Below are 23,792 nucleotides of genomic sequence, written 5' to 3' on the forward strand. Positions count from 1 at the left end.
AAATGCCGTCTACCAATCAATTTTGTCGATCAAACCCGTTTTGAACAGGCTGTGAGCTCCTTCGTACAGCATTGACTGTTCGCTCATCGCGCTGAGAGCGGCTTTACCGCTCGATACCTCATGATACTGGCGATATTTGGAAGCGCCGTTCCAATACTGACCTTCCGCCACCGCGACCTGCGCCTTGTCGTTGAAATCGGCGAAGAACTTGAAATGAAGCAGGCCAGCCAATCCCTTTATATAGTTTCGCCAGTAGGGCAGCGGTGAGTGAATCGACGTAAAAATCGTCTGGCGATCAACATATATCAGAGGAAACTTGGTCAACTTGTGCTGCCTGGCGAAAAGCCGGGTTCTCGGGCCGCCTGTGATCTTGAGATGCCGGGGGCTCCTCGTCACCTCATAGCCGCTGCCGTCGAAATGGTCCGCAACTTGCCATGGCGGCACGATGGGATCGAAGGGTACGTCCCAGATGTTTCCGCTCGGATACATGTCGATCATCGGCGCCAGCAGGCGTGTCATTCCGCGCCGCTTGAGCCAGTCGGCCATCGCACCGAGCGGATGCTGATCCATACCGTCATAGACAAGATATTCGTCCGCATCCACGGTCAGATACCAGCGAGGCTGACCATAGATCTGCACAATCCGCTGACGCCAAAGGTTTCCCAGGTCCGACTGCGAATAGGTGATCGGCGAGCTGAATAGATCGACATCTGGCTGCTCGGCCAGAAGCTCAGCTGTTCCGTCTGTCGAGCGGTCATCGAGGACGGCGAATCTGGTGACGCCGAGTTCGCGATAGTGCTTCAGGAACGGGCGTAGCCTGTCCGCCTCGTTGCGGATGACGAGGATCAAAGGCAGGTCATTCGCTTTAAGGGGCGTTATCGGCCGCAGCGATGACACTTCTGCCCGTCTTCCGAAGGTGTGTCTCAGCCGATATATGGCGGTGTCGGTAATCGTCCGGCGGACAATGGCGGGCCAGGTTGCTTTGCTCAAGCCATCGATTCCCCTCATGGCGGTCACCGCCCGGCTGGAGCTGGCGCTGATCCGCTGTTTGCAGTTAATTTCTACATGCAGCACCGTTAGGCAAATCGCAAGCAGTTGCGGACAATGGACACAGGCCTGTTCTGAGTTCCGGCGGGTGAGCTTTCCAAGTGTTGCCGATGCGAGCTGGCCTCTATAGACATCGTCAGATGGCAACAAGGCCGGAGCCCAGACCCCATGTACGCCGGCATTCGTGGCACCGAAATTCAATTCGACAGGCCGCTCCTGTTCGTGCGCCAGCGTTATGCGCCTTTCGGTGGCGGCGAGATCATGTTGGAAAACATCATGGCCGCATTCGCCGCGCGTCAGCGGCGGGTGGCCGTGCTGTCCGGCGACTGGCCGCGTTATGAAGGCATCGAGTTCATCCATTGTGCCGGCCGCCGGTTTCCGCGTTCGCTGCGGGCGACGTCCTTTGCCCAAGCTGCCTGCCGCAAGATCGCCGAGATGCCGCCGGCGCTGGTGCAGAGCAACGATCGCCTCCCGTGCTGCGATGTCTTCCGGGCCGGGGAGGGCGTTCATGCCGCCTATCTTGCCGAGCGGCGGCGTTTCGAGACGCGGCTTGGCAGGGCGGCAATGGCGCTGAGCCCCTTTCACCGCCAGACGCTGCGCCTTGAACGTGCAACCTACGCCAGCCCGAGGCTCAAAGCTGTCATTGCCATTTCGAAGATGGTGGCAGAGGACATTGTCCGTCACTACGATTATCCGGCGGAAAATGTGCACCATATTCCCAACGGGGTGGATCTCGACCGCTTCAACCCGCAGCTGCGCCAGCAGCATCGGGCGACAATCCGCGCGCGGCTCGACGTCGACGAAAACAGGCCGGTCGTCCTGTTTGTCGGCTCGGGCTTTGCGCGAAAAGGACTTCTTGCACTGATGAAGGCGGTCGCTAGGCTCGATGGCGAGCCTGAATTGTGGGTCATCGGCCATGATTCGCGCGCCAACGCCTTCAGGCAGGCCGGTGACAGGCTCGGTCTCGGCGCACGGCTCAAGATGCTGGGGCCGCAGAAAGACATGCTGCCGTGGTACGGCGCGGCCGATATTGCCGTGCTGCCTTCCATCTATGATCCTTTCGGCACAGTGGTCATCGAAGCGATGGCCAGCGGCTTGCCCGCCGTGGTAAGCACCGGCTGTGGAGCGCGCGAGCTTGTCGAGCGGTTCGAGCCGACGCTCGTTTGCGATGCGGCCAGCGAAAGCGACCTCGCTGCAGCGCTCGCGCACGCGCTGCAGTTGTCGTCACGACCTGAGACCGCAGCCCGGGTGAGAGCGGCGGCCGAACACTATGATTTCAATGTCATGATCAAGCGAATGATGGCGCTGTATGAAGGCCTTGATCTGAAATGATTTTCGACTTTGTTGAATTAGGTTAGTACCCTCAGTGTGCTAACGGGCCGGGAGCCGATGCTGCAGATGCATTCGAATGACAGTGGCAGCTTTGATGCCGGAGCATTCTGACCGTGCCGGCGCTCTCGGTCATTATCATCACCCGCAACGAGGAGGCATCCATCGCGCAATGCCTTCGGTCGGTCCATTTTGCCGATGAGATCGTCGTTCTCGACAACAACAGCAGCGACAGAACCAGGGAGATTGCCGGTGCTCTGGGAGCAAAGGTTCTGATGACCGTTGATTGGCCCGGTTTTGGTGCGCAAAAAAACCGTGCGCTGGCCGCGGCAACGGGGGATTGGATCCTCTCGCTGGATGCCGATGAGTGGGTGGAGGCGCCGCTCGGCGCGGAAATAAGGGCCGCAATCGCCGACCCAAAAGCCAATGACGGCTTCGAAATACCGAGAAGATCGCGCTTTTGCGGGCACATTGTCCGCCATAGCGGCTGGTCGCCCGATCTGGTGCTCAGGCTCTTCCGTCGCCGCTCCGGGCGGTTCAGCGACGACACCGTGCACGAGAAGGTATTGGTGAACGGGAAGGTCAGCCGATTGTCTCAGCCGATCGAGCACGATTCCATTACCGACTTGGCAGATGCCCACGACAAGATCGGCCGGTACGCAGAAGCGTCCGCCGCGCAACTGCTTGCCGAGGGCAAAAAAAGCTCGATAGGCAAGGCGGTTTTGCGCTCGGTCTGGGCCTATGTGCGCAGCTATATTTTCCGGCTGGGATTTCTGGACGGTTCCATTGGTGCGATGGTGGCCGCGTATTCGGCCAGCTACACCTATCAGAAATGGGCCCGTGTCGCATTGGGAATGCGAGGCCCGGTCCACCCAAAAAAGCAACGCTGAGGCCAGGACAAATCTGTGAGAAACCGGCTTGGTTGACCGCAATTGTTGCCGAGCCATCGCCAACTAGTTAGTGTACGACCGTAAAAATCGAAAGCCAGGGTAGTGAATATGACTGATGCGTTTAGGGTATTTATCGGATGGGACAGCCGTGAGCCGATCGCGTACGACGTCGCGCGACACTCGCTGCTCAAACATGCGTCGGCGCCTGTCTCCGTCATTCCGATCAAACAGGACGAGATGCGTGCCCGCGGGCTATATTGGCGGGAAAAAGATCCGCTCGCCTCAACGGAGTTCACCTACACGCGCTTCCTCACGCCCTTTCTCGCCGACTACACGGGTTGGGCCCTGTTTTGCGATTGCGATTTCCTGTGGCTTGGTGATGTCGCAGGCCTGCTGAAATATACGGACTCGGACAAGGCGGTCTATTGCGTCCAGCATGACTATACGCCGAAGGCCACAACCAAGATGGATGGTGTGGTCCAGACGTCCTATCCTCGGAAAAACTGGTCGTCGCTGATGCTGTTCAATTGCGCGCATCCTTCGGTCAGATCGCTCACGCCAGAGGTCGTGAATCAGGAAAGTGGCGCCTATCTTCACCGAATGCAGTGGGTTGCCGACAAAGATTTGGGCTCATTGCCGGTAGAGTGGAATTGGCTCGAAGGTTGGAATGAAAAGCCTGCGGTCGGCACACCTAAGGCGGTCCACTATACCAGCGGCGGCCCGTGGTTTGCCGAATGGCAGAATGTCGACTACGCTGATTTGTGGATAGCAGAACGCGACGAGTTCCTGGCTTCCTATCAAGCGGAATCTTCGCAGAGCGCCGTTCGATAAGAACATCGTGTTGGCAGGTGACCTGGCGCTTCCGAAAGTGGCATTGATTTTCGTGTCGCCAAGGGCGCAGCAACCAGCCGTCAGGCGCTGGGCGTCGACAACAATGCATGTTGCCGCCTGGGGGCGGGACCGAGGCAGATTGCGCCTACGAATCTGGCGGCTCCGGCCGGGTAAACATGCCGCGCTGAGATAAGGATCAGCTCGCGGCAATATGATCGGTTTTGGGGTCCGTCAGCTCTTTCATCGGCCTAGCCGGCACGCGAAAGTCGACCATGCCGTCACTGCGAAGACGCCTCGATCGTTTCCTGGAGAACCGCGGGCCTAAAATACCGCGGCTGCAGCTGAACCATGTCGAGCGCCTGGCGCTGGTCCGTCGCCACGGTGATTTTTCCCTTGCCTATTCGACCGCCGTGCAGAAGGGGCTTCACTACTTCGGCGATGCCCAGGGCTACATCGCTTACGGCAGCAAAACGCGACATCATTTCGCGCTCGGTGATCCAGTGGCTGCCCCGGCCGATCGGCGCGACTATATCAGACGTTTCATCGAGGTTGCCGGCAGCCCGTGGTTCGTGCAGATCGGCGACCAGACGGCGCGCGTGCTTGCCGGGCTTGGCTATCAGGTCAACCGCCTCGGCGTCGACACCAGGCTTGTCCTGCCCAGACACGACTTTTCCGGAAAGCGCAATGAGACAGTGCGCTATTCCGAACGCTGGCTCTTGAAGAAGGGTTTTTCCTTCGCAGAGGACAACGGGACTGTCTTCCTCGACGAGATTGCCAGGCTCTCCCAGAATTGGCGGGCCGACCGCATCGTCAAGCGCTGGGAGATGAGATTTCTCAACAGGCCCTTTGCCGATCACCTTGGCGTCGATATGCGCCGTTTCGTCCTGCACGGTCCGGATGGGGAGCTCGTGGCCTTGCTGGATTTCGATCCGCTGTTCAGCGACGGCAAGGTCATCGGCTACACCACCTCGTTCAAGCGCAAGCACATCGATGCCTCGGCGCATGCCGAGATCGGCCTGACCAAATTCGCGGTCGACCGCTTTCGCGATGAAGGTGTTTCCGTCGTCACCCTAGGCCTGTCGCCGCTTGTCGAAATCGGACCTAGCGGGTTTGCCGAAAGCGATTTCTGGCGGCACGCCTTCCAGCGTGCCTATGACTCCCTCTGGGTCAATCGCACCCGCTTCAATCTGCAGGGGCAGGCGACCTTCAAGCGCCGGTTCCATGGTGTCGAAGAGCCGACCTATCTTGCCTTTCGCAAGGGGACCTTTTTCGAAGCGCTTTCTCTGCTCCGGCTGATCAGGGCCGTCTAGTGCCTAGTGGCTGAGCGCTCGTCGTCTCCTAGTATCGTCGACCTCACACCGGTCAGGCTCGTTGTTTAGGTGGGAAAGGAATGCCGCGGCGGGAAGCAAAAGACCGGCTGCGAATCGCCGGCCCATTCTGCGGCGTCCCCCAGTCCCGCCGGGCACGTTTGGCAGCCTGAGAACGGCTTCGCGTCAGCGCCAAGGGGTCGGATTTACGGTTGCTGCAGCGTACCGCCGGGAATAACGAGGGTACCCTGGCCTGGCCTTGAGTATCTGAAGCCTATGAAGAACAAAGCAACGATGATCAAACAAATGACGATGACCGCGACGACGCTGCCAGGATGGTGTCCGGTATCTGGCGGTTGGACCATTGCCTTCCCGTATGGCTATCGCCGCTGACCTTCTTCATCTTCCAACCGAGCATGACGACTGTCAATGGATACGGGAGTTGCGCCCGCCATCCAATCAGCCGACTGCAGCGTCGATCACGTTGCGCGTTGCTGACCGAAGCTGATGATGGACCTAACCACAGCTTGTCCCCAAGCACGCTTCCATCGCTGCGAAGCGTTGAAGGGCGGCGATCCACCGCGGCTTAGTCAGGCCGGAAACAGGAATGCAGCAGCGGGATCGAAAAAGACCTGCCGGCTGCAGGGCCACACATCCTGCGATTGCATGGCGGCGGAGGTCGGCCTGATGTCAACCTCCTGTCCAGCGGCGATGCGCGCGACGATCCGCCGGCGCTCGCCGTAAAATGCGATGTCGACGATCTCGACATTCAGTTCCGCGCTCGCCGGGCTCCGCTCCATGCTAAAGGCTTCGGGCCGGATCATCAGCCTGGTCTTCTGGCCTTTGCCGAACGTGCCGTTGGCCCTGACTCCGGATATCACCGAACCGTCTGTCATGCGGATCGTTGTCGTGCCGTTGGTGGTGCCGAGATGTTCGGCGGCGAGGAAATTCGAATTGCCGATGAAGCCGGCGACGAAATCGGTCGCCGGCCTGAGATAGAGATCCTCGCCGGTGCCGGTCTGCTCGATGCGGCCATCCTTGAACAGGGCGATTCGGTCCGACAGATGCAGCGCCTCTTCCTGATCGTGGGTGACGTAGAGAATGGTGACGCCGGTCTGGCGATGGATGCGGCGGATTTCGCCCTGGATTTCCTCGCGCAGCTTCTTGTCGAGCGCCGACAATGGCTCGTCCATCAAAAGGATCGGAGGATCGTAGGCCAGCGCCCGGGCCAGCGCGACGCGCTGCTGCTGGCCGCCCGACAGCGCACCGGGTAAGCGTCCGGCAAAGCTTTCGAGCCGCACCAGGGCCAGCATGTCGGCGACCTTTTTCTTCACGTCGGCGTCCGGCCGGCGGCGAACCCGCAGCGGAAAAGCGACGTTTTCGGCCACCGTCAGATGCGGAAACAGCGTGTAGCGCTGGAAGACCATGCCGATGTTGCGCTTATGCGAAGGCACTGCAAGCAGTGATTTTCCTTCCAGCAAGACATCGCCGGAAGTCGGGTCCTGAAAGCCGGCGATCGCGTAGAGCGTCGTCGATTTTCCCGAACCGGAGGGCCCGAGGAAGGTCAGGAACTCGCCCCTGGGAATGTCCAGCGTGACGTCGTGCACGGCGACGATCGCCCCGAACGCCTTGCGCAGATTGCGGATGGAGAGGAAAGGGTGGGTCATGTCCGGAACTTTCGGTGCAGCAGCGCCGTCATCACCATCAGGGCAAGCGTCAGCCCGACCAGCAGGCTGGAGGCAGCGGCGATCACCGGACTGAGGTCCGACCGCAGACTGCCCCAGATCTTGACGGGCAAGGTTTGCAAGCTGGGGCTGGCCATGAAGATCGCCACCACGACTTCGTCCCACGAGGCGAGGAAGGAAAAGATCGCGGCGGAGAAGATGCCGATCCGGATCGACGGCAAGGTGATCCTGAGCCTGGCCTCGAGCGGGCTTGCCCCGCAGACGATTGCCGCGTCCTCGATCGACTTGTCGAACCCTTCGAGCGCGGTGGCGATCGGAATGATGGCGAAGGGCAGCGCCAGCACGGTGTGGGCGATGACGAAGCCGATGGTGGTGCCGCCGAGGCCAAGGCGAAGGAAGAAGGCGTAGATGGCGATGGCGAAGACAACGACGGGCAGCACCATCGGCGTCAGCAGCAGGCCGCGCAGGATCTCACGTCCGGCAAACCGTCCGCGAACCAGGGCAAAGGAGGCGAGCAGGCCGATCGCTACTGCCAGGATCGCCGTCATGGTGGCGATTCGGGCGCTGGTCAGCGCGGCGTTGAGCCAAGCCGGATCGGCAAAAAGCTCCTGGTACCATTTGAGCGTCCAGCCGGGCGGCGGAAAAGCCAGCCAGCGCGACGAGCCGAAGGAGAGCAGGACGATGAAAACCACCGGCAACAGAAGAAAGCCGGCGACCAGCGCGGTGAAGCCGAGCAGGGCAACCCGTAGCCAACCCATGCGGTCATAGTCGAGCAGCATCTCAGATGCCTCCGCTCGTGCGCCTGGCACCGACAAGGCGCAGCTGCAGTGCGTAGAGAACCATGGTGACGACAAGCAGGATGAAGGCAGCGGCGCTGCCGAGCCCCCAGTTGAGCAGCGACTGGACCATTTGCGCGATCATTTCGGCAAGCATCATGTTCGACGTGCCGCCGAGCAGTGCCGGCGTTACGAAGTAGCCGAGCGACATGACGAAGACCATCAGGCCGCCGGCCGCGACGCCGGGCAGCGACAGCGGCACGAGGATGCGGCGGAACGCCTGGAAAGGGCTTGCGCCGCACAGCGACGCCGCACGCAGCGTCATCGGATCGATCGCCCGTAACGTGCCGACCAGCGGCAGGATCATGAAGGGCAGCATGATATAGACCATGCCGATGGTGACGCCGGTGAGATTGTTGATGAGCGGCAGCGGGTGGTCGATGACGCCGATGGTCATCAGCGTCCGGTTGATCACGCCGGTACGCTGCAGGAGCACCATCCAGGCATAGGTGCGGGTGAGCAGGTTCGTCCACATCGACAGAATGATGATGCCGAAGATGATCGAGGCCAGTCCCGAAGGCATGATCGCCAGCATCCAGGCGACCGGAAAGGCGACAAGGACCGTGGCGACGGTGACCAACGCCGCGACCAGGAATGTGTTGAAGAACACCCGCGCATAGGTGCCGTCACCAAGCAGGGCCGCATAGTTCTGCAAGCCTGGCTCGGGCTCCGTGACACTGCGCAAAAGCAGCGCCAGCACGGGGACGACGAAGAACAGCACAATCAGAATCAGGGCCGGCAGCAGGCCATTGAGACCTGCCGGCACCCGCACCGTTCCAAGGTTCCGGCGTGTTTCGACCGACATGACAGCGACCCGGCTACGGGACGAGACGGAGCGAACCGTCTCGTCCATTGCGGTTCAAGGGCGGGCTTATTTCGCCTGCCAGGCATACCAGCGCGCGGCGATGGTGTCGCGATTGGCGGCCCAGTAGTTCATGTCGAGATTGATCTGTCCGTCGACATGAGCGTCCGGCAGCGATTTCACGGCATCGGCCGGCATCTCTGCCTTGGCCTTGGTGTTGATCGGCGCATAACCGCTGGTTTCGGCAAATTTGGCCTGGCCGGCGGGGCTGCTCGCCGCGGCGAGGAATTTCATCGCCGTATCCTTGTTCTTGGCACCCTTCGGTACCACCAGAACGTCGGCGGCGGTCAGGTTCTGATTCCAGGAGACGCCGACATCGGCGCCATCCTTGTCCAGTGCGAAGACGCGGCCGTTCCACAGCTGGCCGAACGTCGCTTCGCCGGATGCGATCAATTGCTGCGACTCCGCCCCGCCGCTCCACCAGACGATGTCCGACTTGATGGTGTCGAGTTTCTTGAAGGCGCGATCGAGATCCAGCGGATAGAGCTTGTCCGCCGGGACACCATCGGCCAGCAGCGCGATCTCGATGACACCGGGCGCCGACCATTTGTAGAAGGTCCGCTTGCCCGGGAACTTCGTCAGGTCGAACATGTCGGCCCAGCCGGCCGGTTCACCCGAAACGGCGCCCTTGTTCCAGGCGAGCACGAAGGAATAGTAGAAACTGCCGACGGCGTGATCGGTGGTGAAGCGCGGATCGAGGTCGGCCTTCGGCACGGCCTTGAAGTCGATCGGCTCGAGCAGACCGTCCTTGGCCGCCTTGATGGCGAAATCCATCTCGACATCGACGACGTCCCAGTTGACACTGCCGCTGTCGACCATCGCCTTCAGCTTGCCGTAGTCGGTCGGGCCGTCCTGCATGACCTTGATGCCGGATGCAGCGGTGAACGGCTCGGCCCAGGATTTGGTCTGCGCTTCCTGGGTCGTCCCGCCCCAGCTGGTGAACACCATGTCCTCGGCTTTTGCGGCCGTCGTTGCCAGAACTGTCGTTGCAATAAATCCGGCAAGGAAGCCGGTGATGATCAGTTTCATGTCGTTCTCCTCTGTTGTTTTCGTTGTTGTCTGTTCGCGATCGGTCGTTTTCGCCTTGATCGCGCATCTCCGGCCAGCGGCGGCTACCGCATGACAAAAGGATCGGGAATCGGGTCGTCGGAGGTGCGTATCCACACCGATTTCGAACGCGTGTAGTCGCGGATCGCATCGAGGCCGCCCTCGCGGCCGAGCCCGGATTGGCCGTAGCCGCCAAACGGAACCAGCGGCGAGACCGCCCGATAGGTGTTGATCCAGACCACGCCGGCATGGATGCCGCGCGCCATGCGGTGGGCTTTTGCCAGATTGGTGGTGAACACGCCGGACGCCAGGCCGAACTTCGTGTTGTTGGCGAGCGAAAGCGCTTCAGCTTCGCTGTCGAAGGCTAGCACACAGAGCACCGGGCCGAAGAGCTCTTCGCGCACGCAGGCAAGGGTCTGATCAGGCGCGTCGATAATCGTCGGCGCGTAATAGAAGCCGTCCGCCATGCCCGCGGGGCGGATGCCGCCGGTGACCAGTTGCCCGCCCGCGGCCAGGCTTTCAGCAATGATCTTCTCTATCCATTCGCGCTGGCGCGAGGTGGCGAGCGGTCCCATTTCGATCGCGGGATCCTGCGGATCGCCAATCCTGATCGCCTCGGCTTTGCGCTTGAGCCGGGCGAGGAATTCGTCCTTCACGGAGCGCTGGACCAGCAGCCGCGAGCCGGCGACGCAGCTCTGGCCGGTGGCAGCGAAGATGCCGGCAACGACCGCGTTGGCGGCGCTGTCCAGATCGGCATCGGCAAACACCACGACCGGGCTTTTGCCGCCGAGCTCGAGCGTCGTGAAGGCGAGGTTTTCCGCCGTATTCCTGACGATCTGCCGAGCGGTCGAGGGACCGCCGGTGAAGGCGACGCGGGCGACGAGCGGATGACTGGTCAGCCGGTGACCGCAATCGTGGCCGAAGCCGGTCAGGATGTTCACGGTCCCGGCGGGAAATCCCGCCTCATGGACGAGTTCGGCGAAGGCCAGCAACGGGGCAGGGCCGTCTTCCGATGCTTTCAGAACGATGGTGCAGCCGGCCGCCAGCGCCGGCCCGAGCTTGACGGCGGACAGGAAGAGCTGCGAGTTCCACGGCACAATGGCGGCGACGACGCCAATTGGCTCCGGCCGGATGGTCACTTCCATGTCGGCCTTGTCGATGGGGACAAACGAGCCCTCGTGCTTGTCGGCCAGCCCGCCATAATAGCGGTAATAGTCGCCGACATAGGCGATCTGGGCGCGGGTCTCGCGGATGATCTTGCCGGTATCGCGCGTCTCGAGTTCCGCCAGCCGGTCGGCATTGGCGACCACCAGATCGCTGAGCCGCACCAGAAGCTTGCCGCGTGCCGTTGCCGTCATTGCCGGCCACGTGCCTGAGCCAAGCGCCCGGTGAGCAGCTTCGACGGCGCGGTCGACGTCATCAGACGATGCAGCGGGCATCTTCGCCCATGGCGCGCCCGTCGAGGGATCGATGCTGTCGAAGGTCGCCGCCACTTCGACGAAGCTGCCGTCAATATAGTTCCTGAATTGAGTGGTGCTCATCGCAACCCAGCTTTCGGCTCGGAAAAGGCCGGCATCACCCTGTCGATGAAGAGCTGCAGCGATTTCTTCTTGCGCCGATGGGAAAGGCCGCTGTCGATCCAGATCGAATACTGATCGTAGCCGAGCGCTTCGTAGGCTTTCAGCCTGGCGATCACCTCGTCGGCTTCGCCAATGACCAGGTTCTGCTTGATCTTGTCAGGCGCATATTGCGGCATGGCCGCGATCTCGTCTTCGGTCAGCGCTTCCATTATGCCCTGGTGCACCGGCTTCTTGTTCTGGAACCAGGCGCCGAACTGGCAGTAGAACTGCGACAGATCCTGCGCGAGCCGGTCAGCCTCCGCGGCATCCTCGGCGACGAAAGTATGCATCAGCAGCATGATCTCCGGCCTTGGTACGTCGGGGTGGGCATTACACGCTGCGTTGAAACGCTCCATCAGGCTGGCCACTTCGCCATCGCCGGAGGCAAGCGGCGTCACCTGGACGTTGCATTTGCTGGAAACCGCAAAGTCGTGCGAGTTCGGATCGCGTGCGGCCACCCAGATCGGCGGATAAGGCTTTTGCAGCGGCTTGGGCGACGAGGTGGTCGACGGAAACGACCAGAACTCGCCGGCGAGTTCGAAATCACCATCCCAAAGGCCGCGGATCGCCGGCACCATCTCGCGCATACGCTGGCCGGCACCCCAGGCCTCGAGGCCCGGGAAAAGTCGCTGGTATTCGTAAGCGTAGGCGCCGCGCGCAATGCCGATGTCGAGACGGCCGCCGGTGACGACGTCGGCCATCGCTGCTTCGCCGGCAAGCTTGATCGGGTGCCAGAACGGCGCGACGATGGTTCCTGTTCCGAGCCGGATGCGCCTGGTTTTGGCGGCGAGCCAGGCGATGTTGATGAACGGGTTCGGCGAGATGGTGAATTCCATCCCGTGATGCTCGCCGATCCAGGCAGTCTCGAATCCTGCCTCTTCCGCCTGCAGAACCAGCTCCTCCAGCTCGCCGACAAGCTCGGAATGCGGCTTTGCCAGATCCGATCGCTCCATGTGCACGAAAAGCGAAAACTTCATCGGTTTCACCCGCGGCCGGAAAGAGGAATTTGAGAAGGCGAGGGCTTGGCGAGCGGCCGGACTTCACCTTCGACCTCGTTGCCGACATAGACGCCGAATGCATCTTCCGTACGTTCGCGCGCATAGCGGGCAAGCATCGAACGCACTGCGGGATCGGCGATCTTCAGATCCGCGATCTTCTCGATGTCGACAAGCCGCATCTGGCGATCGTCGGAATAGGATCCCTCGACCGTTCCGCGATAATAAACATGCGTGCGCCAGGGTTCGGCGGCATCGTCCCACACCGCGAACAGGAAGCCGAGCTGGGCGTCTATGGCCCTGGCGGCAAGGCGCCCCTTGAGGCTGCGCGCATCGTTGGGCGTGCCCAGTCCGCGCCCCGCAGGCAATTCATAAATCCCGTCGGCCGTTGCGAAGAACAGCACACGGCCCTCGTTCTCGAGAATGGCGCCGACCTCCGTATCGGGGGGCGCCGCCGCCAGCGCCTCCTGGCTGAGGCCAGGCGTGACGTAGGTGCCTCTGCAATAACCGAGGGGCTGGGCTCCGTTGTGGCTGAAGTCGCGGACGCGGCCGATGAGGATCGAGTGATCGCCAGCATCGACCAGCTGCTCCATGCCGCAATCGAACACCGCAACGCAGCCGTCGATCAGCGGATTGCCAGTGCGGCCCGGTTGCCAGCTCACGGCCGCGAACTTGTCCGCTGCTTTGGAAGCGAAGATGCCGGAATGGGCCTTCTGGTCCTCTGACAGGATGTTGATGGCGAAACCTCTCGACGTCGAAAAAGCACTGTGCCCCAGCGCCCTCTTGGCGATGCAGACAAGCACCAGCGGCGGCTCGAGCGAGACCGAGGTGAAGGAGTTGGCGGTGAAGCCGCGCGGTTCGCCTTCCGCGCTGATCGTGGTGACGATGGTGACGCCGGTCAGGAACGAGCCGAGTGCGCGCCGGAATTCGCCGCTGTCAAAGACTGCATCCGTCTCCGGCTTCACGCCAGCGTCTCCTTCCGTGTCGAGAAATTCCATGATGTGTTTGGTCACTTTTTCAGGTGAAGCCATTGCCATCATGTGCCTTTCTCCATTGAGCACGAGGCATTGACCGTGCGGCGCAAGCCTCGCCATCGCCGCCGACATGGCCGGGGTCGAATTGCTGTCTTGCGACCCGGTCATGAACAGGGCTGGTGCGGCAAGACCGGGGAGAGCATCGGCATGCTCGGCATCGGCACGGGCAAAGAGGCGATAGGTGCGCGCGTAGCCTTCGGGTTCGACCCTTTCAAGGGCGGCGCGCGCTGTGGTGGCCGCCCCGATAAGGTTCGCCGGCAGCGGGTCGCCGAACCAGCGGGCAAGCGTAGCCGCAATGGCGGAAGGGTTGCCACGAGGGCCAAGCGCGGCCGCCCGCTCGCGCACGGCCTGCGTCAAGGCCGCGGGGCGGCGGAACACCGCGTTGAGGCACACGATGGCGCGAACGCGCAAAGGGGCGCGAAGGGCGATTTCCAGTGCGACCAGCGCGCCCATCGAATGGCCGACGATCGACACCGACGCCACGCCAAGATGGTCGAGCAGGCGAACCGCCTGATCGGCGAAATCCGACAGGCTGGCTTCTTCCGGCGGCAGCGGTGAAACGCCGTGGCCGAGCATGTCGATGGCGATCAGGTCATGATGGTCTTTCATCGCCGCGATCTGATCGTGCCAGATCGCGGCGTTCATGCCGACACCGTGAATGAGCAGAACCGGCGCGCCGGAGCCGGCGCGGATGAAGCCGGTGCCGTCCGGAGCCGTGTCCCGGACCCATGCGGTGGCAGCGACGTCAGCCATGCAGGTCTCCGACCTCCTTGAGGTCCTGATAGCGGTCGCCGATACGATGGTGCGGGCGGCCACCAATCGAAGCGCCAAGCGCCACTACCAGCTCATCGGGCGCTGGCGCGTCGCCGATTTGGAAATGTACGGTCAGATAGTGGGAGCGGCGGCCTTCGTCGTTCTTGTCCATCAGCGGGATCATGATCGGGGTGTTCGGCCCTCCGCGCAGATTGGTGAAGGCGAGATAGGTCTTGGCGCCGACGGCGCGACGGTAATGGTTGCCGAATGCAGCGTATGGATCAGCGCCGATGCATGCTCGATCTCGCCCGCCGTGCCGCAGACCGCGGCCTTGCCATAACCCTCTATCGCCTCGCCGGAACCGGCGACGGCGATAATCTCGCGGGTCAGCAGTTCACCGAGGACGGGAGCAATAGCGCGGATCTCCGGCGACAGGTCGTCGGTGAAACCGCGGCCGGCCCAGGGATTTGTCAGCACAGCCGCGACACCGATCAGACGCAGCGGTTTTGGGGCTTCCTTGCCGCCCTCGATTAACGTGTTCTCGATGTACGTGACGATCTTTCGAATGGCTGGTTTCATGAAAGTCCTCGGTCGCCACGGCGCTGTGCAACGCCGAAATCTTTACATCATCTTATGGTATACCATACTATGGAGCACCAGAAGCCTTGTCAATCGGCTATGGAATCTGTTTTGTGGCCGGATCGGGGTAGGGAGAGAAAATGTCAGGCGATACGCTGCGGATCGACCGCTCTGCCAAGACGCTGAGGACGCTGGCGCTGGAGCGCATGCGTGAGGCGATCATGGGCTTCCATTTCCAGCCTGGTGAAAGGCTGGTCGAGCGGCCGCTATGCGATCAGCTCGGGGTAAGCCGTTCCGTCGTGCGCGAGGTGCTGCGGCAGCTGGAGGCGGAAGGCCTGGTGCAGATGATACCGGGCCACGGACCCGCCGTGGCCAAACCGGATCTCGGCCGCACCGACGAAATCTATGAATTGCGGGCGCTGCTCGAGGGCATCGCGGCGCGGGCTTGCGCCCTGACAGCCACGGACGCGCAGATCGCCTCGCTCGATGCCGCCTTGACGAACCTGCTTGAGGCGTGGGCGTCCGGTGCGCCTGTCGAGGTGATGCGGGCAACGACCAAGTTCTACGAAACGCTGTTCGAGGCGGCGGACAAGCGCATTGCCTGGGAAATCGTGACGGGGCTGAATGTCCGCATCAACCAGCTCCGCTCAATGACGATCGCGTCGGAGAACCGCCGCGAGCCGGCGATCGCCGAAATGACCGAAATCATGGATGCAATCCGGTCGCGCAAGCCGGACGAGGCGGAGGAGGCGGCGCGGCGGCATGTCGAATCCGCGTGGCAGATCGCCCGCAACACGCTTCGCCTTGGCTGACTGGTATGCCGCCGGCGGTCCATCGTTCCACGGCAGGCATCTAACTGGTGCGTACAGTGACATGTGTGACATGCCAATTTGCTTTCAGTTGCGGCGGCAAAATCGTATATCGGGTCAGTTAGGTGTGCATCTCTTGCCAAATTGCTCTGTCATTCGAACGGAGTATCGGACGGACTGAGACAGAAAAAATAGTAAAATGAATATGTTACGCCACAAAGTTGCCGTGGCGCCGATGATGGACTGGACGGACCGGCACTGCCGGTTCTTCCATCGCCAGCTGACGCGCGAGGCGCTGCTCTACACCGAGATGGTGGTGGCCGATGCGGTCATCCACGGCGCACGCGAGCGGCTGCTCGGCTTCGTCGACAGCGAACATCCGGTGGCGCTGCAACTCGGCGGCGCCGATCCGGGAAAGCTGGCCGAGGCGGCGCGCATCGGCGAAACCTTCGGCTATGATGAAATCAACCTCAATGTCGGCTGCCCGTCCGACCGCGTCCAGTCGGGCACCTTCGGCGCCTGCCTGATGAAGACGCCCGTGCTCGTCGCGGATTGCGTCGCGGCAATGAAGGCGGCGGTGAAAATACCGGTTACCGTCAAGTGCCGCATCGGCGTCGATGAGCAGGATCCGGAACCGGCACTCGATGCGTTGGCCGATGCTGTTTTCGCGGCCGGCGCCGACGCGCTGTGGGTGCACGCCCGCAAGGCCTGGCTGGAAGGACTGAGCCCAAAGGAAAATCGTGACATCCCACCGCTCGACTATGACCGCGTCTATCGGCTGAAAGCCAGAAAACAAAACAAATTCATCGGCATCAACGGTGGCATTCAATCTCGCGCAGAGGCGCTGACGCATCTCGACCATGTCGATGGCGCCATGCTCGGCCGCGCCGCCTATCACACGCCAGGGATACTGACCGGCATCGATGCCGCGTTTTACGGCAGCACTGCTGAGTCGTTCGATTTTGCCGCACTGATCGATGCCATGGCGGATTACGCGTCACGCCATATCGAGCAGGGCGGACGCCTCGGGCATGTCACCCGGCACATGGTCGGGCTGTTTCACGGCCTGCCCGGTGCACGCCGCTACCGGCAGATCCTCTCCACCGATGCGACACGGCCGGGTGCCGGACCGGAGGTGCTGAAGTCAGCCTTCGCAGAGGTCGATTTCGGCCGGACCGCGGAGGCGGCCTGAGGAAAAACTTAATCCCGCAAAATCATGCGATCGCCACGGACGTCGAAGCCCGATAGCGAGCCGATGAAATTCATGCCGAGAAGGCTCTGGCCGAGCGTGCCTGGTGCGGCGATCATGATGGGCATGTCCTTGCGCACGATGCCGCCGATCGACAGTTCGTCGGTTCGCACCGCCGCCGCGCGTGTCATGCCGTTGGCGGTAGAGATCGGTATGGTGAAGCGGAGAGCCGCCGAATTGAACCCGACCGCCAGAGCGTCCTCGGCGGTCAGCACGGTGCTGGTCGCGCCGGTATCGACAACCGTCAGGATCGGCGTGCCGTTGATCGTGACGCGCGCTTCGAAATGGCCGCTGCCGGCCTTGTCCAGGGTGACGGTGGCATGGCCTTCTTCCACGCCCAGCGCCAGCGGACTGCCGGGAACAAGGCCGGCGGTGACGCGGCTGGCGAAATCCTGCAACTCATAGCGGTACTGATAGCCGGCGATCAGCGCCAGCACGATGGCACCCCAGGCGCCGAGGCTGCGGGCCATGGTGCCTAACGGCCTGCCCGATCTGAGCAGGCCGGCGCCGACGAGCGCCGCTAAAGCGCCAAGCCAGATCAGCTGGCTGAAATCGTAATTCTCAATGCCGAACGTACTGCCGGCGGAATCGTTGAGCATGAGCAGGAGCACACCCACCCCGATCGCGACGATCAGAATCCACAACAGTCGGTTCATCTCTGCGGCCGGTTCACGAGAGGGCGTCGCGTTCGCGTGCCATGCGGCTGCGACGGGTTTCCCGGCGGGGGCGTCGCTCGACCGTTTCCAGCCTTGCCGGCAGCTCGGCCATGACGCTGCGGCGGGTTTGCGGGGTCATGTCGATCCAGGCGGCGATTTCCTCGCGCGTGCGCCCGCAACCGAAACAGAAGCCGGTTTTCATATCGATCGAGCAGACCAGGATGCACGGGGATTCAATGGCCGTCATAAGGATTTCCTTGGCTAGCCTCCACATGGTGCAACGACAAAGTCAATGCAAGCCCTCCGGGAAGCGCCGCCAACGAATGCTTTCGCGTCAATACCGCCAAGTTGTACCGGGCCTGGAGGTTGTGCCGGCTTGAGGTTGTGCCGGCTGGCCAAGGCGGCTATGCCGCTCACCAATTCACACGGACGATCGCCATCGACATGACCAGCGCGCTGCCTTTCGACGATTTTCGCGACCTCCTGGTGAGCCTGCCGCCGGGAGATATGGCGGCCAAGGCCCGCGTGCGTCAGTTGTTTGCCAAGGCAGACAAGCCCAAAGGCTCGCTTGGCCGCATCGAGGACATCGCCGCCTGGCTTGCCGGGTGGAGCGGCCGCGCGCCGCCGGCGGTGACGCGGCCATTGGTGGCGATCTTTGCCGGCAATCATGGCGTCACCCGCCACGGCATTTCGCCGCGCCCCGCCGCCGCCACGGCAAATGCAGTCGAGCTCTGCGCCGCCGGCGGTGCAGCAATCAACCAGATCTGCATCGCCAACGATCTCGGCTTGAAGGTGTTCGATCTGGCCCTGCACATTCCGACAGCCGACATTACGGAGGATGCGGCACTGGACGAGCGCGGTTGTGCCGCTACCATGGCCTTCGGCATGGAAGCGATTGCCGGCGGTACCGACCTGCTTTGCCTTGGCGACCTCGGCGTCGGCAATTCGACTGTCGCCGCGGCCCTTTGCACGGCACTGTTCGGCGGCACCAGCGCCGACTGGGTCGGCCCTGGATCAGGGGCGGACGCGGCGATGCAGAGGCGCAAGGCGGAGGTGGTCGATGCCGCGGTCGCGTTTCACGGCGCGAGCCTCAAGGACCCGCTGGAAGCGCTGCGCCGGGTCGGCGGGCGGGAATTCGCCGCGATCTGCGGCGCCATTCTGGCGGCGCGGATGCAGAAGATCCCGGTGCTGCTCGATGGGTTTGCGGTGACTGCGGCCGCTGGTGTCCTACATACCGCCAACCCCGCCGCGCTCGATCATTGTCTCCTCGCAAGCCTGTCGCCAGAGTCTGGTCATGCCAAGGCCGCCGAGCGCCTCGGCCTTCGCCCGCTGCTCGATCTGGGCGTCAGTCAAGGCGAGGGGGTAGGGGCGGCGCTTGCCGCCGGCTTGGTCAAGGCGGCCGCGCTGACCAGCTCCGGCATGGCAGCCGCGGTCCGCGGTTAAGCATTCAGCGCCGGCGCGAGGCAACCGCCTTGGTCGGCAGCGCCGGCAGTTCCTCCATCACCCGGCTCAGCGGGAAGATGGCGATCGCCTCGGTGCCTTCGCGCAGCCTGGAATGGAGCTGGAATTCGCCGCCATGCATGGCCAGCAGGCCTTGCACGATCGGCAGGCCAAGCCCGGTGCCCTGTTCGGCGCTCTTGATGGCGATCGAGCCCTGGCCGAAGGCCGAAAGCACGATCGGAATCTCGTCTTCCGGTATGCCCGGCCCATTGTCCTTGACGGAGAGATATTGCCCGCCGCCCGCCGTCCAGCCGACGCGCACGCGGATTTCGCCGCCGGTGGCGGTGAACTTGATGGCATTGGACAACAGGTTGAGCGCAATCTGCCGCACCGCGCGTTCGTCGGCGAACAAGCGCGGCAAGGCGTTTTCGAAATCCTGGACGATGCGGATGTCCTTGTTGCGCGCCTTCAGCTCCATCATGTGGCAGCAATCCTCGACGACGGAGAGCAGCATCATCGGCTCCTCGTTGAGCTGGTAGCGGCCCGCTTCGATGCGCGACAAATCGAGAATTTCGTTGATCAGGTCGAGCAGATGCTGTCCGGAGTCGTGCACGTCACGGGCATAGTCGCGATAGGTCGGGTTGCTCATCGGGCCGAGCACCTCGTTGGCCATCACTTCGGAAAAGCCGAGAATGGCGTTGAGCGGCGTGCGCAGTTCGTGGCTCATCGAGGCCAGGAAACGCGATTTCGCCAGATTGGCGTCTTCCGCCCGCCGCCGTGCCTCGTCCGACATCGATTTCGCCGTCTCCAGTTCGGCGATCAGCGCATCCTTTTCGGAGCGGAACGACAGCAGCATCAGCGAGGAACGGTTGAGCTGGCGCGCTACATAGGCGAAGAAAGGCAACGAGGCGATCAGCAAGCCTGCCATGATCACTTCGACCGGCATCCATAATTTCGCACTGGCATAAGCATAGATGGCGACCGGGAGGGCGAAGGTCGCCAACAGCGCACCGCGCAGGGACGAGGCCAGGATCGCGGTTGCCGACATGGCGAGCAGCAGCACCACCGCCTTGGCGACCTGGAACTGATCCATTTGGCAAGTTTCGCAGCCGAGCCATGCGAACCAAGCCCAGCCAAGCCCGCACAGAAAATGGCCGATCAGGAAATCCCTATGCGTTTCCAGCGGGTTGAGTTCGGACGCTTGAGTGACGCGTCTGGCCATGAATGCAACGATGGTATAGCAGATGAATGTGAACAGCGCCCAGACGCCGATCTCCTTGCCGATGCCCGCGAACAGGCCTGCCGCGGCCGTTGCCAGAACGAGCAGCGGAATGACGATCACGCCGCCGGTCATCGAAAGCGCGTGGAGCTTCAACAGCTCGCGGTCGAAGTCGGGATTTCCGGCTTGCTGCGAAAGACGGTCGCGCGTCTTGCGCACCGCGCGCGCGACATCGCTGTTGCGATGGCGTTTCCTGCGGTCCACAATAAACTTGTCCGCCGTGGTCGAGCGTTGCAGGGGCATGAAGTCTTCAATTTACGCGGGCAGCAATTTCAAATCGTTAAGCTACGTTCGAATGATTAACCAACGGTTTGCCATATGAGCCGTTCGTGGTCGCGATGGCCGCGCCAGCGATACTATGCGCCACGTCCGCGAAGCCTGTGGCGCCGAGTAATGGACTATGGGCTGACACTCATCGTGCTCGGCCTGGCGATCCTCCTGGCGGCGCGCCTCGACCGGATCGAGACGCGCAAGACGGAGGGCGCGGCCACCGTCAATGACGGCGATAGCATCACCCTCGGCAGCGAGCGTGTCCGCATGCGTGGCATCGACGCGCCGGAATATTCGCAGATCTGTCGCAAGGACGGTGCCGACTATCCTTGCGGCAAGCTCGCGCGGCAGTCCCTGGTGCGGTTGATCGGCGGCAAAGCCGTCTCCTGCAGCGGCTGGCAGCGCGACCGCTACGGCAGGCTGCTCGGCGACTGCAAGGCCGGCGGCAAGGATCTCAACCGCGCGCAGGTCGAGGCCGGCTGGGCGGTCGCCTTTGGCGATTTCGAGACCGAGGAAGCTGCTGCGCGCGCGGGCAAAGCCGGCATCTGGGGCGGAACTTTCGACGAGCCGAAGAACTGGCGCGAGAGCCACGGCCACGAGCTGGTCGAAAGAAAGCACGGCACCTTGGCGTCGATCGGCGATGCCTTGCGTGAAATTATTCGCTTCTGGTGAGTTGTGCCTATAGTTCGTCGGGACGGACGAGGAGGATAGAGATGAAGCTGTTCGACGGCGGGCGCGCGCCCAATCCACGCCGGGTTCGGATTTTTCTGGCCGAAAAGGGACTTCAGGTTCCGCTGGTGCCCGTCGACATGGGCGCGCTGGAGCACAAAGAGCAGCCGGTCAGCTCGCGCAATCCGCTGAAGCGTCTGCCGGTGCTCGAGCTCGATGACGGCACCATCATCACCGAATCCGTCGCAATCTGTCGTTACTTCGAGGAACTGCACCCCAAGCCGGCTTTGTTCGGGGATGGGGCGCTCGGCAAGGCAATCGTCGAGATGTGGCAAAGACGTGTGGAGTTCAATCTGTTCGGCTGCGTCGCCGCGGCGTTCCGGCATATCCACCCCGCAATGAGGGAATGGGAGATCCCGCAAATCCCCGAATGGGGCGAGGCCAACAAGCCGAAGGCGATCGAATTCCTGAGGTTTCTGGACACTGAGCTCACCGGCAGGGAATTCGTCGCCGGCGATGCCTATTCGATCGCCGACATCACCGGGCTGGTCGCCATCGACTTCATGAAGCCGGCTCGCATCAAGGTACCTGAAGAGTGCACCAACGTGCTGCGCTGGTATCGAGAAATCTCCAGCCGGCCGAGTGCCGCCGCCTGACAATGAATTCCGAATGAGCGAAGAGTTGGAAGCCTTGACGGCGCGAGTACGCGCTTGCCGCATCTGCGTCGATAACCCGGCCGGCAGGCCGTTGCCGCACCAGCCGCGTCCGGTGCTCAGGCCATCGTCGAGTGCGCGTATCCTGATCGCCAGCCAGGCGCCGGGTACCAAGGTTCACATTACAGGGATGCCGTTCACCGACGCCTCCGGCGACCGGCTGCGAAGCTGGCTGGGCGTCGGCAGCGAGGAATTTTACGACACGGACAAATTCGCCATCGTGCCGATGGGCTTTTGCTTTCCCGGCCAGGACGCCAAGGGCGCCGACCTGCCGCCGCGCCGCGAATGTGCGCCGGCCTGGCGCACATCGCTGATGGCGCTGATGCCGCAAGTCGATATGGTGCTGACGATCGGCATCTACGCGCAAAGCTGGCATATGGGCGCGGCGCGCCGTCCCTCGCTGACGGAAACGGTCATGGATTGGCGTGCCATCTGGGCGGCGGCAATCGACCCGAAAGTCCTGCCGCTGCCGCACCCGTCCTGGCGCAACACCGGTTGGCTGAAGCGCAATCCATGGTTTGAAATGGATTTGCTGCCCTTCCTGAGATCGGAAATCCGCTATCGCCTCGGCTAGGCATTCAGCAAGAAATCACTCGCTTTCGCACTATGCGGCAGAATTTCTTTCTTGTAATAGGCTCGAGCAAGAGGGATTATGGTAATCCATTCCTCGAAGCGCGTCGCGCATGAGGGGACGCGCGTTAAATTCTTGTTTTTATGCATGTCGTTGTGCCAAGGCCGCTGCGCACTTGGACGACTTGCATCAGGGGAGCACCCAATGGACCGCCTTGATAGAAAAATTCTCCGCCTCCTGCAGGAGGATGCGACGCTTGCAGTCGCCGACGTCGCCAAGAAGGTCGGCCTGTCGACGACGCCGTGCTGGCGGCGCATCCAGAAGCTCGAGGAAGAGGGCGTCATCAAGCGGCGCGTCGCCATCCTCGATCATGAAAAGGTCAATGTGCGGGTCACGGTGTTCGTCTCGATCCGCACCAATTCGCACAGCCATGAATGGCTGCGGCGCTTTTCGGAGGTCATCCAGGAATTCCCGGAAGTGGTCGAATTCTATCGCATGAGCGGCGACGTCGACTATCTCTTGCGCGTCGTGGTGCCCGATATCGCCGCCTACGACGCCTTCTACAAGCGGCTGATCGCCAAGATCGAGATCCGCGACGTGTCGTCTTCCTTCGCCATGGAGCAGATCAAATACACGACCGAGATGCCGCTGGATTACATGATGCTCGACAAGGAATCCGGCGCCAACGCCGCCTGAGATTCGTCTGTTTAGTTCTTCTTTTTGTTCAGGAAAGTCCATGGCGAGTTGACCGGCAGCGTGATCGTGTCCGGCACCGTATCGACGTTGACCACCTCGGCCTTGTGCACGGTGTAACCCGACTGGATGACGCTGACGCCGTCAAGAATGAAAAGCTGGCTCTTCTCCATACCCGGTTGCAAGGCGCCGGTCACCGAAACCGGCTGGTAGGCCTCGGACATCCTGTAAGGGTGTGCAGGCGTGACGAGGACGATCTGGTTGGGCGGCGGCGTCGGCATGTGGCTGCAGGCTCCCGTCCACGGCACCAGCAGGAACTGGTAGACGAGATCGCCGTCGCGATCGACTGGCAGCGCATAGCCCGCGAGCTGCACGATCTTGTCCTGCAGATTGAGAGACAGCGTCTCGCCATGATCGGGCATTTTGGCCGCGATCATCGGCAGTCCGACGCTTTCGGCGGCTGCCTGGGTCGCCGGGCGCAGATCCTTCCAGAAAATATGCATCGTCCCGGCGCAAGCACTGTCTGCCACAATGGACACGAACACCGCGGCCGCCAGGATCGCTCCTGATTTGAGACGGTTGCTCATTGCTGCTCCATTGTTGAGCCTTGATCTGCGGCCTATGCCAGC

General features: G+C 62.2%; 23 protein-coding genes and 1 pseudogene. 11 read left to right on the forward strand and 13 right to left on the reverse strand.

All coding sequences use genetic code 11. The features are described 5' to 3' along the window. Window positions 1–9: 9 nt before the first annotated feature. On the reverse strand, window positions 10–1,407 hold the full coding sequence (locus tag NKJ32_RS24075) for a glycosyltransferase family 2 protein (protein ID WP_156937290.1): 1,398 nt from the start codon (window positions 1,405–1,407) through the stop codon (window positions 10–12). On the opposite strand from NKJ32_RS24075, the gene NKJ32_RS24080 reads away from it, so the two are divergent. From NKJ32_RS24080 to NKJ32_RS24095, 4 genes are all read left to right on the forward strand, one after another. After that, a complete protein-coding gene (locus NKJ32_RS24080) occupies window positions 1,324–2,379 on the forward strand; it encodes a glycosyltransferase family 4 protein (RefSeq protein WP_210164203.1) in 1,056 nt (351 codons plus the stop codon). The two genes, NKJ32_RS24075 and NKJ32_RS24080, sit on opposite strands and share 84 nt — an antisense overlap. A 113-nt stretch (window positions 2,380–2,492) precedes the next feature. Beyond that, complete coding sequence (locus tag NKJ32_RS24085) at window positions 2,493–3,266, forward strand: glycosyltransferase family 2 protein (protein ID WP_352471919.1); 774 nt, start codon at window positions 2,493–2,495, stop codon at window positions 3,264–3,266. A 108-nt stretch (window positions 3,267–3,374) separates the two neighbouring features. Further along, window positions 3,375–4,097 carry a glycosyltransferase gene (locus NKJ32_RS24090; protein ID WP_352568663.1) on the forward strand — a complete coding sequence of 241 codons (723 nt, stop codon included), beginning with the start codon at window positions 3,375–3,377 and terminating at the stop codon, window positions 4,095–4,097. Between the two features lie 272 nt (window positions 4,098–4,369). Further along, window positions 4,370–5,407, forward strand: coding sequence for a phosphatidylglycerol lysyltransferase domain-containing protein (locus tag NKJ32_RS24095; protein WP_352754753.1), 1,038 nt, complete (start codon window positions 4,370–4,372; stop codon window positions 5,405–5,407). Window positions 5,408–5,994: 587 nt separating this feature from the next. Here the strand turns inward: NKJ32_RS24095 and NKJ32_RS24100 are convergent. From NKJ32_RS24100 to NKJ32_RS24135, 8 genes and pseudogenes are all read right to left on the reverse strand, one after another. Then, a complete protein-coding gene (locus tag NKJ32_RS24100; RefSeq protein WP_352568662.1) occupies window positions 5,995–7,071 on the reverse strand; it encodes an ABC transporter ATP-binding protein in 1,077 nt (358 codons plus the stop codon). Continuing rightward, the gene (locus tag NKJ32_RS24105; RefSeq protein ID WP_023674990.1) at window positions 7,068–7,868 is read right to left on the reverse strand and encodes an ABC transporter permease; all 801 of its coding nucleotides are present in this window, start codon (window positions 7,866–7,868) and stop codon (window positions 7,068–7,070) included. The genes NKJ32_RS24100 and NKJ32_RS24105 overlap by 4 nt, the downstream gene beginning before the upstream one ends. A 1-nt stretch (window position 7,869) precedes the next feature. Next, window positions 7,870–8,730 (reverse strand): ABC transporter permease, encoded by an 861-nt coding sequence (locus NKJ32_RS24110; RefSeq protein WP_352568661.1) that lies wholly within the window; start codon window positions 8,728–8,730, stop codon window positions 7,870–7,872. Between the two features lie 66 nt (window positions 8,731–8,796). Continuing rightward, window positions 8,797–9,816: an ABC transporter substrate-binding protein gene (locus tag NKJ32_RS24115; RefSeq protein ID WP_352568660.1), complete on the reverse strand. Its 1,020-nt coding sequence runs from the start codon at window positions 9,814–9,816 to the stop codon at window positions 8,797–8,799. Window positions 9,817–9,899: 83 nt separating this feature from the next. After that, a complete protein-coding gene (locus tag NKJ32_RS24120) occupies window positions 9,900–11,375 on the reverse strand; it encodes an aldehyde dehydrogenase (protein ID WP_352568659.1) in 1,476 nt (491 codons plus the stop codon). Continuing rightward, window positions 11,372–12,430 carry an LLM class flavin-dependent oxidoreductase gene (locus tag NKJ32_RS24125; protein WP_023674994.1) on the reverse strand — a complete coding sequence of 353 codons (1,059 nt, stop codon included), beginning with the start codon at window positions 12,428–12,430 and terminating at the stop codon, window positions 11,372–11,374. Before NKJ32_RS24125 ends, NKJ32_RS24120 begins: the two co-directional genes overlap by 4 nt. Window positions 12,431–12,435: 5 nt before the next feature. Then, complete coding sequence (locus NKJ32_RS24130; protein ID WP_352568658.1) at window positions 12,436–14,235, reverse strand: alpha/beta fold hydrolase; 1,800 nt, start codon at window positions 14,233–14,235, stop codon at window positions 12,436–12,438. Beyond that, window positions 14,228–14,814: pseudogene (locus tag NKJ32_RS24135) on the reverse strand (amino acid synthesis family protein). Before NKJ32_RS24135 ends, NKJ32_RS24130 begins: the two are co-directional and overlap by 8 nt. Window positions 14,815–14,954: 140 nt before the next feature. Between NKJ32_RS24135 and NKJ32_RS24140 the strand changes: the two are divergent. Next, window positions 14,955–15,626 (forward strand): GntR family transcriptional regulator, encoded by a 672-nt coding sequence (locus NKJ32_RS24140; protein WP_023674997.1) that lies wholly within the window; start codon window positions 14,955–14,957, stop codon window positions 15,624–15,626. Between the two features lie 196 nt (window positions 15,627–15,822). After that, window positions 15,823–16,815, forward strand: a complete 993-nt coding sequence (gene dusA, locus NKJ32_RS24145) for a tRNA dihydrouridine(20/20a) synthase DusA (RefSeq protein ID WP_352724792.1) — start codon at window positions 15,823–15,825, stop codon at window positions 16,813–16,815. An 8-nt stretch (window positions 16,816–16,823) separates the two neighbouring features. Here the strand turns inward: dusA and NKJ32_RS24150 are convergent, their stop codons facing one another. Continuing rightward, a complete protein-coding gene (locus NKJ32_RS24150; RefSeq protein WP_352754751.1) occupies window positions 16,824–17,528 on the reverse strand; it encodes a TIGR02281 family clan AA aspartic protease in 705 nt (234 codons plus the stop codon). Between the two features lie 13 nt (window positions 17,529–17,541). Continuing rightward, window positions 17,542–17,775 (reverse strand): DUF1289 domain-containing protein, encoded by a 234-nt coding sequence (locus tag NKJ32_RS24155; protein WP_031193575.1) that lies wholly within the window; start codon window positions 17,773–17,775, stop codon window positions 17,542–17,544. Window positions 17,776–17,972: 197 nt separating this feature from the next. On the opposite strand from NKJ32_RS24155, the gene NKJ32_RS24160 reads away from it, so the two are divergent. Beyond that, complete coding sequence (locus NKJ32_RS24160; protein ID WP_023675001.1) at window positions 17,973–18,971, forward strand: nicotinate-nucleotide--dimethylbenzimidazole phosphoribosyltransferase; 999 nt, start codon at window positions 17,973–17,975, stop codon at window positions 18,969–18,971. A gap of 4 nt (window positions 18,972–18,975) precedes the next feature. On the opposite strand, the gene NKJ32_RS24165 is transcribed toward NKJ32_RS24160, so the two are convergent. Further along, entirely contained in the window at window positions 18,976–20,490 is a 1,515-nt protein-coding gene (locus tag NKJ32_RS24165; RefSeq protein WP_352698903.1) for a sensor histidine kinase, read from the reverse strand. Between the two features lie 75 nt (window positions 20,491–20,565). Here NKJ32_RS24165 and NKJ32_RS24170 point away from each other — a divergent pair, with 75 nt between their 5' ends. From NKJ32_RS24170 to NKJ32_RS24185, 4 genes are all read left to right on the forward strand, one after another. Further along, window positions 20,566–21,189 carry a thermonuclease family protein gene (locus NKJ32_RS24170; RefSeq protein WP_352698901.1) on the forward strand — a complete coding sequence of 208 codons (624 nt, stop codon included), beginning with the start codon at window positions 20,566–20,568 and terminating at the stop codon, window positions 21,187–21,189. A 41-nt stretch (window positions 21,190–21,230) separates the two neighbouring features. Further along, on the forward strand, window positions 21,231–21,842 hold the full coding sequence (locus tag NKJ32_RS24175; RefSeq protein WP_352681211.1) for a glutathione S-transferase: 612 nt from the start codon (window positions 21,231–21,233) through the stop codon (window positions 21,840–21,842). A 13-nt stretch (window positions 21,843–21,855) separates the two neighbouring features. Continuing rightward, a complete protein-coding gene (locus tag NKJ32_RS24180) occupies window positions 21,856–22,473 on the forward strand; it encodes a uracil-DNA glycosylase family protein (RefSeq protein WP_502894617.1) in 618 nt (205 codons plus the stop codon). 201 nt (window positions 22,474–22,674) lie between these two features. Then, entirely contained in the window at window positions 22,675–23,166 is a 492-nt protein-coding gene (locus NKJ32_RS24185; protein WP_023675006.1) for an Lrp/AsnC family transcriptional regulator, read from the forward strand. Between the two features lie 11 nt (window positions 23,167–23,177). Here NKJ32_RS24185 and NKJ32_RS24190 read toward each other — a convergent pair whose 3' ends face one another. Next, window positions 23,178–23,750, reverse strand: coding sequence for a DUF3299 domain-containing protein (locus NKJ32_RS24190; protein WP_352568651.1), 573 nt, complete (start codon window positions 23,748–23,750; stop codon window positions 23,178–23,180). Between the last annotated feature and the right edge of the window lie 42 nt (window positions 23,751–23,792).

It is taken from the genome of Mesorhizobium sp. M0159, assembly GCF_040322295.1.
GTDB lineage: Bacteria > Pseudomonadota > Alphaproteobacteria > Rhizobiales > Rhizobiaceae > Mesorhizobium.

Bases quoted from the DNA above. Each gene is read 5' to 3' on its own strand.
- NKJ32_RS24080 (WP_210164203.1), top strand. From the start codon at position 1,324: ATGGCCGCATTCGCCGCGCGTCAGCGGCGGGTGGCCGTGCTGTCCGGC.
- NKJ32_RS24075 (WP_156937290.1), bottom strand. From the start codon at position 1,407: ATGGATGAACTCGATGCCTTCATAACGCGGCCAGTCGCCGGACAGCAC.
- NKJ32_RS24090 (WP_352568663.1), top strand. From the start codon at position 3,375: ATGACTGATGCGTTTAGGGTATTTATCGGATGGGACAGCCGTGAGCCG.
- NKJ32_RS24095 (WP_352754753.1), top strand. From the start codon at position 4,370: ATGCCGTCACTGCGAAGACGCCTCGATCGTTTCCTGGAGAACCGCGGG.
- NKJ32_RS24100 (WP_352568662.1), bottom strand. From the start codon at position 7,071: ATGACCCACCCTTTCCTCTCCATCCGCAATCTGCGCAAGGCGTTCGGG.
- NKJ32_RS24105 (WP_023674990.1), bottom strand. From the start codon at position 7,868: ATGCTGCTCGACTATGACCGCATGGGTTGGCTACGGGTTGCCCTGCTC.
- NKJ32_RS24110 (WP_352568661.1), bottom strand. From the start codon at position 8,730: ATGTCGGTCGAAACACGCCGGAACCTTGGAACGGTGCGGGTGCCGGCA.
- NKJ32_RS24115 (WP_352568660.1), bottom strand. From the start codon at position 9,816: ATGAAACTGATCATCACCGGCTTCCTTGCCGGATTTATTGCAACGACA.
- NKJ32_RS24120 (WP_352568659.1), bottom strand. From the start codon at position 11,375: ATGAGCACCACTCAATTCAGGAACTATATTGACGGCAGCTTCGTCGAA.
- NKJ32_RS24125 (WP_023674994.1), bottom strand. From the start codon at position 12,430: ATGAAGTTTTCGCTTTTCGTGCACATGGAGCGATCGGATCTGGCAAAG.
- NKJ32_RS24130 (WP_352568658.1), bottom strand. From the start codon at position 14,235: ATGGCTGACGTCGCTGCCACCGCATGGGTCCGGGACACGGCTCCGGAC.
- NKJ32_RS24140 (WP_023674997.1), top strand. From the start codon at position 14,955: ATGTCAGGCGATACGCTGCGGATCGACCGCTCTGCCAAGACGCTGAGG.
- dusA (WP_352724792.1), top strand. From the start codon at position 15,823: ATGAATATGTTACGCCACAAAGTTGCCGTGGCGCCGATGATGGACTGG.
- NKJ32_RS24150 (WP_352754751.1), bottom strand. From the start codon at position 17,528: ATGAACCGACTGTTGTGGATTCTGATCGTCGCGATCGGGGTGGGTGTG.
- NKJ32_RS24155 (WP_031193575.1), bottom strand. From the start codon at position 17,775: ATGACGGCCATTGAATCCCCGTGCATCCTGGTCTGCTCGATCGATATG.
- NKJ32_RS24160 (WP_023675001.1), top strand. From the start codon at position 17,973: ATGACCAGCGCGCTGCCTTTCGACGATTTTCGCGACCTCCTGGTGAGC.
- NKJ32_RS24165 (WP_352698903.1), bottom strand. From the start codon at position 20,490: ATGCCCCTGCAACGCTCGACCACGGCGGACAAGTTTATTGTGGACCGC.
- NKJ32_RS24170 (WP_352698901.1), top strand. From the start codon at position 20,566: ATGAGCCGTTCGTGGTCGCGATGGCCGCGCCAGCGATACTATGCGCCA.
- NKJ32_RS24175 (WP_352681211.1), top strand. From the start codon at position 21,231: ATGAAGCTGTTCGACGGCGGGCGCGCGCCCAATCCACGCCGGGTTCGG.
- NKJ32_RS24180 (WP_502894617.1), top strand. From the start codon at position 21,856: ATGAGCGAAGAGTTGGAAGCCTTGACGGCGCGAGTACGCGCTTGCCGC.
- NKJ32_RS24185 (WP_023675006.1), top strand. From the start codon at position 22,675: ATGGACCGCCTTGATAGAAAAATTCTCCGCCTCCTGCAGGAGGATGCG.
- NKJ32_RS24190 (WP_352568651.1), bottom strand. From the start codon at position 23,750: ATGAGCAACCGTCTCAAATCAGGAGCGATCCTGGCGGCCGCGGTGTTC.